The 7,548-nt window shown below is 75.1% G+C and carries 6 protein-coding genes; 3 read left to right on the top strand and 3 right to left on the bottom strand.

Annotation, left to right across the window (positions count from 1 at the left end; genetic code table 11):
- Positions 1-122: 122 nt before the first annotated feature.
- Both ABT247_RS29775 and ABT247_RS29770 read right to left on the bottom strand, forming a co-directional pair.
- Positions 123-1,886 (bottom strand): glycoside hydrolase family 15 protein, encoded by a 1,764-nt coding sequence (locus ABT247_RS29775; RefSeq protein ID WP_350748604.1) that lies wholly within the window; start codon positions 1,884-1,886, stop codon positions 123-125.
- 17 nt (positions 1,887-1,903) lie between these two features.
- Complete coding sequence (locus ABT247_RS29770; RefSeq protein ID WP_350748601.1) at positions 1,904-2,857, bottom strand: TIGR03557 family F420-dependent LLM class oxidoreductase; 954 nt, start codon at positions 2,855-2,857, stop codon at positions 1,904-1,906.
- 173 nt (positions 2,858-3,030) lie between these two features.
- On the opposite strand from ABT247_RS29770, the gene ABT247_RS29765 reads away from it, so the two are divergent.
- Complete coding sequence (locus tag ABT247_RS29765; RefSeq protein WP_350748598.1) at positions 3,031-3,186, top strand: hypothetical protein; 156 nt, start codon at positions 3,031-3,033, stop codon at positions 3,184-3,186.
- A 290-nt stretch (positions 3,187-3,476) separates the two neighbouring features.
- Positions 3,477-4,556, top strand: coding sequence for a non-homologous end joining protein Ku (gene ku / locus ABT247_RS29760; protein ID WP_350748595.1), 1,080 nt, complete (start codon positions 3,477-3,479; stop codon positions 4,554-4,556).
- Between the two features lie 66 nt (positions 4,557-4,622).
- Here the strand turns inward: ku and ABT247_RS29755 are convergent, their stop codons facing one another.
- Positions 4,623-5,651, bottom strand: a complete 1,029-nt coding sequence (locus ABT247_RS29755) for an Lrp/AsnC family transcriptional regulator (RefSeq protein WP_350748592.1) — start codon at positions 5,649-5,651, stop codon at positions 4,623-4,625.
- Positions 5,652-5,773: 122 nt separating this feature from the next.
- On the opposite strand from ABT247_RS29755, the gene ABT247_RS29750 reads away from it, so the two are divergent.
- Positions 5,774-7,246 (top strand): FAD-dependent monooxygenase, encoded by a 1,473-nt coding sequence (locus ABT247_RS29750; protein WP_350748589.1) that lies wholly within the window; start codon positions 5,774-5,776, stop codon positions 7,244-7,246.
- Positions 7,247-7,548 lie beyond the last annotated feature (302 nt).

Raw genomic sequence — 7,548 nt, 5'->3', positions numbered from 1 at the left:
GAACGCGCCAAGGCGACACGACGTCGGCCAGACGACCACAGACCGATTTTCACGCACACAGGGTGTCGCCGGAAGGCGACCGGATTACTGACCCGGGCAGCCGCCGGAGACCACGGCCGCGGTCAGGGGCCGGGCGGCAGCGCCAGACGGGCGGCGGACTCCAGCAGCATCGCGTGCACGAACGCCTGCGGCAGGTTGCCGCGTTGCTGCCGCTGGGCGACGTCGTACTCCTCGGAGAACAGGCCGGCCGAGCCGCACAGCCCGCGGGTGGTCTCGAACCAGCGGGCCGCCGCCACGGTGTCGCCCTGCTGGTGCTCGGCGAGCGCCAGCAGGAACCCGCAGAGCACGAACGAACCCTCGGCCTCGGCCAGCGGGCGCTCGTCGTGCCGGAACCGGTAGGCGTAGTGGCCGTCGGTCAGCTCCTCGCGGCAGGCGCGCAGGGTGGCGACGGTGCGCGGGTCGTCGGGAGCCGGGCAGCCGCGGACCGGCGGGAGCAGCAGCGCGAGGTCGGGCGCCGGATCGTCGGGGGAGCGCTGCCACCGGCCGGAGGGGTGCAGCGAGCGGCGGGCGGTGCGGGCCAGCAGCCGGTCGGCCAGGGCGTTCCACTCGGCCGCGAGCCCGGCGGACAGGCCCGCCGCCGCGGCCACCCGCGGGCGGGTGATCGCCCGCAGGCCCGCGGCGCAGATCAGCCGGCTGTGGGTCCACCGGCGATCGTCCAACTCCCAGATCCCGGCGTCCGGTTCGCGCCAGCGGGCGGCGATGGCCGCGGCCGCGATGCGGACCGCGCGGTGGGCGTCCGGGTCCAGCCGGTCGTGCCGGGCGGCGGCCGCGAACAGCAGCAACGCCTCGCCGAAGGAGTCCAGTTGGAACTGCCGGTTGATCCGGTTGCCGACCTGGTCGTGGCCGCCCGGGTAGCCGGGCAGGTCGACGGTGCGCTGGTCGGGGACCCGCCCGCCGGTCACGGTGTACGCCGGGGCGATCCGCGGGCCGTGCTCGTGGAGCCTCGCGGTGGTGAACCGCACCGCGTCGTCCAGGAGCGGATACGGCCCGCAGGCGGCGACGGCCTGTCCGGCCAGGCACTGGTCGCGGATCCAGACGTAGCGGTAGTCGTAGTTGCGGCCCTCCTCCGCACGTTCGGGCAGGCTCGTGGTGGCCGCGGCGACCATGCCCCCGGTGGCCGGGGAGGTGAGTCCGCGGAGCACGGCGTAGGAGAAGCGGGCGTCGCGCCCGTCGAGGGTGTGGGCGAGGTCCGGTACGGCGTCGCGCCAGCCGCGTTCGGTGGCGAGCCAGCACCGGTCGGGGTCGGGCGGCGGGCCGTCGAAGCCGCCGTCGCAGACCTCCAGGACGAGGTCCAGCCGCTCGCCCGGGTCGAGCACGACCTCCGCGGTGAGCTGCCCGTCCTGGTCGGGGCGGGCCGTCCCGGCTCCCGTCCAGCGCAGGTGCAGCGGCCCGGTGCGGATCGTCCAGCCGTCCGCCGTGCGGCGCGGGGGGCGGGTGCGGTCCGCTCCGAAGCCCTTGCCGGCGGCCAGCCGGATCCGCAGCCGGGCCGGCCCGTACGCGGCGGTGACGCGGCGCAGCAGGACCAGCCGGTGCGGATCGGCGGGCAGGGCCAGCGCCTCGCGGCACTCCACCTCGCCCTGCTCGGTGACCCACCGGCTGCGGCGGATCAGTCCGCCGTTCTCGTAGTAGCCGCCGGGGACGAACCGGCCGACCGGTGTCACCGCGTACACCCCGCTGCCGCCGACCAGGCCGGCGAACAGCGGGTCGGAGTCCCACCGGGGCGCGCAGAGCCAGGCGATCTCGCCGAACGGGCCCACCAGCGCGCCGCGTTCGCCGTCGGCGAGGAAGGCGTACTCGCGCAGGCTCCAGGGCGGGAAAGCGGTCACGGCACGCTCCTCGGCGCTCAGGCCACTTGGGGCAGGATCTGCTCGCGGTAGAAGTCGAAGAAGCCTTCCTGCTCCTGGCCGATCTGGCCGACGTACACCTCGTCGAAGCCCGCCCCGACGTAGGCGCGCAGCTGGTCGATGTGCTCCTGCGGGTCGTCGCCGCAGGTCACCGCGTCGGCGACCATCTCCTCGGTGACCAGCTCGGTGGCCTGCTCGAAGTGCTGCGGGGTGGGCAGGACCTGGGCGAGCTCACCGGGCAGCAGCTCGCTCGGCCAGAGCCGGTGGACGGTCTTGACCGCCCGCTCGCGGTCCTGCGACCAGCACACCTTGACCCCGCCGATCACCGGCCCCGACCCTCCGGCCGCGCGGTAGCGTCCGATCAGCTCGGTGTCCGGCGTCATGGTGACCAGGCCGTCCGCGAACGCGGCCGCCCGCTCGGCCGCCTTGGGGCCGAAGGCCGAGACGTACACGGGCAGCCGGCCGTCCTTCGGCGGGGTGTAGAGCCGGGCGTTCTCGACGGTGTAGTGGGCGCCGCGGTGGGAGACCGAGCTGCCGGTGAACAGCTCGCGCATCACCGCGACGGCCTCCTCCAGCATGTCGGCCCGGACCTCGTACGGGGGCCAGCGGTCCCCGAGGACGTGCTCGTTGAGCGCCTCGCCGGTCCCCACGCCGAGCCGCAGCCCGCCGTCCAGCTGGACGTCCGCCGTGGCCGCCGCCTGGGCCGTCACGGCGGGGTGGAGCCGGACGGTCGGGCAGGTGACGAGGGTGGTCACCGGCAGCCGGGTGACCTGGGACAGCGCCCCGATCACGCCCCAGACGAACGGGCTGCTGCCCTGGGCGTCGTTCCACGGGTGGAAGTGGTCGGAGATCGCCAGCCGGGTGAACCCGGCCTGCTCCGCCATCCTGGCCTGCTCGACCAGCTGGGCGGGGGTGAACTCCTCGCAGGACAGGAAGTAGCCGAACGCGGTCATGTCAGCCTCGGTTTCCTCGGACGGGGGCCTCTGGTGCTGTCGTTCCTCCGCCGAGCGGTTAACCGGCCCCGGCCCGGTGAAACCTCCGCCCGGTTTGCCCCACCTCCGCCCGGGTAGCCAGCGGGGTCGATCCCCGGCGACCGGCCGGGGCCCCGCACCCGGAGGTGACCACCATGGACGCGCGGGAAGGCCGTCCGGCCGAAGCCGCCCGCCCGCTCGAACGGTCCGACGTCGGCGGACCGGCCCGCTCCGGCCCGTCGGGCGTACCGGACGACGAGAGCGCGGAACAGGGCGACGCGGAGACCTATGCCGTCCTCGGCGAGGACTGAGCGGGCCGAGTCCTGGGCGGGCTGAGCGGGCCGGGAGCCCTGGCGGGCTGCGCGGGCCGGGAGTCCTGCGAGGACCGACCGGACGGCCGCCGGCCGAACGCGCCCCGGCTGTCCCGGCCCGCCTGCCCTGTCGTCGCGTGCCGGCGGCCGCCCCGGGGTGGGGCGTCGACCGCGGAGCGTCCGGCTGATGCGCCGTCAGCCGAAGCCGCTCCCCGGTCGCGCTCCCGGCGGTGGATTCGACCGCGCCTGTGGGGGAATCCGCAGCTAGGGGGCCGTGGAAGGAGACGGCGATGGCCAGACCGGTCTGGACGGGCGTGCTCACCTTCGGCCTGGTGACCGTGCCCGTGGCCCTGTACACCGCGACGCAGTCCCACGACGTCCACTTCCACCAGCTGCAGCGCGGCACCTCCGACCGGGTCCGCAACAAGCGCGTCAACGAACGCACCGGCAAGGACGTCGACTACGCGGACATCGTCAAGGGGTACCAGGTCACCGAGGGCGAGTACGTGGTCGTGGAGCCCGACGAGCTCGAGCAGATCTCCCCCGGCCGTTCCCGCACCATCGACATCGCCGGGTTCGTCGACCTCGCCGACATCGACCCGATCTTCTTCGACCGCACCTACTACCTCGGCCCCCGCGGCAAGGAGTACCAGAAGGTCTACGCGCTCCTGGTCGAGGCCCTCGAACACGCGGGCAAGGCGGGGCTGGCGATGTTCGCCATGCGCGGCAAGGAGTACCTGACGGCCGTGCGCTCCGAGAGCGGCATCCTCAAGCTCCACACCATGCACTTCGCGGACGAGGTCCGCGACCCGCGCCGCGAGATCGGCGACCTGCCGGAGAAGGTCAAGCTGTCCCCGCAGGAGGTCAGGACCGCCGAGCAGCTCATCGGCATGCTCGCCATCGAGTGGAAGCCCGACGAGTGGCACGACACCTACGAGGAACAGGTCAAGCAACTCGTCCAGGACAAACTCGCCGGCCGCGAGATCGCCGTCTCCGCGGGGCCCGCCCCCGAGGCCACCAACGTCATCGACCTCATGGACGCCCTGCGCCGCAGCCTCGAGGCCGCCAAGGGCGAACCGGCCGACCGGCCCCGGAGGAGGGGCGCCGACCAGCCGCCGCCCTCGGCCGCCCGCACCGGCCGCTCGCCCAAGCCGACCGGAGGGAAGAAGAGCACCGCGGCCCGGGCCGGCGCCGCCGCCGAGCCCGCGAAGCGCGCCGCCACCGGTGGCCGCCAGCTGTCCCGGCTCACCAAGGCCGAGCTCTACAAACGGGCCACCGACCTCGACATCCCCCACCGCTCCACCATGAGCCGCGACGAGCTCCAGCAGGCCCTGGAACACACCGGCCGGCCGCGGCACAAGGCGTCCTGACCGACCGCGAGGAGTGCCACCGCCGGGCCCTGACCCCGCCCGCCGGCGCCACGTCGCTCCCGGCCGCTACCCGCGGTTCGCGGCCTGTTTGACCGTCCTGATCGACGGTGCCGTCTCGACGTGGGTGACGGCCGGGAGCGCGGCGATCCGGGTGGTCAGGTAGCGGTAGAGGGCGCGCTGGTCCGCGCACACCACGGTGGCGTACAGGTTGGTCCGACCGGTCGTCGCGCAGGCGAAGGCGACCTCCGGGTGCCCGGCCAGTGCGCGCCCGGCCTCCTCCAGGTACGGGGGAGCGACCGAGACCCACAGCAGGGTCCTGGTGCCGACACCGAGCAGGCGCGGGTCGCAGTCGATGTCCAGGTAGAGCAGCCCGCGTTGGCGCAGCTCCGCCATCCGGCGCCGGACGGTGGTCGGCGACCAGCCGGTGACGGCGGCCAGTTCCTCGAACCCGGCTCGGCCGTCCGTGCCGAGGGCGGCGAGCAGTCGGCGGTCGCCGTCGTCCAGCCGTACCGGGCCGGGCGGTTGGGGCGGCGCTTCCGGCTGCGGCGGTTCTTCCGGCTGCGGCGGCCGGTCCGGCGACGGCCCGTGCGGTGGCGGCGCCGGGCGCAGGGCCGCGACAGCCGCCGAGGGCAGCGGGCCGAGCTTGGCGATCAGGCTGTCCGGGCCGCCGTAGAAGGTGTGCAGCACCGAGTGCGCGCTCACGCCCTCGACCCTCGGCGTGCGCGGCAGGCGGGCCAGCAGCAGGGCCTCGCTGTCGGCCTCCGTCTCGGCGCGCACGGTGCAGGTGATCTCGGTGCCGCCCGAGGTCAGGCTCACCCAGGAGGTGTCGGGGCGGCGGGCCAGCGCCTCGGCCACCGCGACCGCCGCCGAGGGCGCGCAGCGCACCCGCAGCAGCCACAGCTCCGCGCCCAGCGCGACCGGGTCGACCCCGCCGAGCACCCGCACCGCCCCGGACGAGCGCAGCCGGGCGTACCGGCGCGCGACGGTGCGGTCCGAGACCCCGAGGACGGCCGCGAGGGTGCTGAACGGGGCCCGGCCGTCGATCTGCAGGGCGTGGACGAGGCGGCGGTCCAGCTCGTCGTAGTCGGATTCCACCGTGCCGAGGGTAGCCGGTGCCGGATTCCGCCGTCACCGCGCCGGTCACTGGCCCAACGGCCGCCGCCGGGGCGAGCGTTGACCCGTCAACGGAAACACCTGACGGATCCTGAGGAGACCACATGGACACCGACGTACTCGTCGTCGGAGCCGGACCGACCGGCCTGACGGCGGCCAACGAACTGCTGCTGGCGGGCGCGTCGACCGTGCTCGTCGACCGGCTGCCCGCGCGCAGCACCCTGTCCAGGGCGGGCGGCGTACAGACCCGGACGCTGGAGGCGCTCGACCAGCGCGGGCTGCTGGAACCGCTGCTGGCCGGCGGCGAACACCCGGTCGGCGGGAGCCACTTCGCCGGCATCCCGCTGCCGGACGCCCCCACCCCCGACACCGGACCGGGCGCCCACCGCCCCCGTCAGCCCTGGCGCTCCGTGCCCCAGGTCGCGCTGGAGGCCTTCCTGGAGGACCATCTGGCCGGGCAGGGCCTGAAGGTCAGGCGCGACCACGAACTGGTCGCCCTCGCCCAGGACGAGGAGTCCGTCACGGCGACCTTCGCCGACGGCCGGTCGCTGCGCGCCCGCCACCTGGTCGCCGCCGACGGCGCCCACAGCACCGCGCGGAAGCTGCTCAAGGCCGAATTCCCCGGCCGCGCGGGCACCGTGACCACGATCGCCGCCGATGTGCGGCTCAGCGGCGCCGACGGCCTGCCCACCCACCACCACAGCCCGGACGGCCACTGGACGGGGATCTTCCCGCTCGGCACCGACAGCGAGGGCAGGCCGCTGCGCCGGCTCGCCATGGGCGGGCCGGGCCGCTCGCTGCCCAGGGACGTGCCGATCACCGAGGAGGAGATCCGCGACGGGCTGCGGGCCGTGTTCGGCGACCGGGTGCAGCTGCTTGAACTCTGCCACGCCCGCCGGATCACCGACGCGGCCCGGCAGGTCGCCCGGTACCGCCACGGGCGGGTGTTCCTGGCCGGCGACGCCGCCCACGTGCACCTCCCGCTCGGCGCCCAGGGCATGAACGGCGGGATGCAGGACGCCTTCAACCTCGGCTGGAAGCTCGGCGCCGCGGTCCGCGGCTGGGCGCCGGAGGGCCTGCTCGACAGCTACCACACCGAACGCCACCTGGCCGGGACCACCGTGCTGCGCAACGTCCAGGCGCAGGGACTGCTGATGGACTGGGCCGGCACCCGCGACCCGGGCGTGCTCGCCACCCGGGACCTCTTCGCCGAGCTGGTCACCCTGCCGGAGGTCCGCCGCCGGCTGAGCGGCCTGATGTCCGGCACGGCCGTCCGCTACCCGATGCCGGACACCGGCCCGCACCCGCTGCTCGGCGGCCCGGTGCCGGACATCGACCTCGGCCCGGTCCGGGTGCACCAGCTCCTGCGCTCCGGCCGAGGCCTGCTGCTCGACCCGCATGACGCCCTCGCCGGGATCGCCGCCCCCTGGGCCGACCGGGTGGACCGGGCCGGTGGGGGAGCGCCTCTCGAACCGATGCTGATCCGCCCGGACGGCCACGTCTGCTGGGTGGGGACCCCGGAGACCCTCCGGCCCTCACTCACCCGCTGGTTCGGCACGCCGACCCCGGCCGCCTGATCCGCCGTCGCCCAGGCGGGAGGTCCGGTTGTCCCAGCCGCCGTTCTCCACAGCCGTCACGGGGAGGGCGGCCCACCGGGGGAACTGTTCGGCCACCAGCCGCCGCGCCTGTCCGGCGCTGACGCTGAGGCGCCGGGGCACGGGCCCGAGCTCCTGGACCTCGTCCACCAGGTGACCCCTGTCCGCCTCCGGTGCGCAGGCGAACCCTGCTCCATGCGAGTGAACCCACCCGGGTCCTGGTCGGCGAGGACGAGACCGCCGAGGTCGGCGCCCAGCTCGCGCTGATCGGCGCCCCGGGTGCT

This window comes from Kitasatospora sp. NPDC001539 (assembly GCF_040298565.1).
GTDB lineage: Bacteria > Actinomycetota > Actinomycetes > Streptomycetales > Streptomycetaceae > Kitasatospora.
This window is presented reverse-complemented; position numbering and strand designations above follow the sequence as displayed.

What these genes read in the sequence shown, in the direction of transcription:
- ABT247_RS29770 (WP_350748601.1), bottom strand. Translation starts at nt 2,857, where the DNA reads ATGACCGCGTTCGGCTACTTCCTGTCCTGCGAGGAGTTCACCCCCGCC.
- ABT247_RS29750 (WP_350748589.1), top strand. Translation starts at nt 5,774, where the DNA reads ATGGACACCGACGTACTCGTCGTCGGAGCCGGACCGACCGGCCTGACG.
- ABT247_RS29765 (WP_350748598.1), top strand. Translation starts at nt 3,031, where the DNA reads ATGGACGCGCGGGAAGGCCGTCCGGCCGAAGCCGCCCGCCCGCTCGAA.
- ku (WP_350748595.1), top strand. Translation starts at nt 3,477, where the DNA reads ATGGCCAGACCGGTCTGGACGGGCGTGCTCACCTTCGGCCTGGTGACC.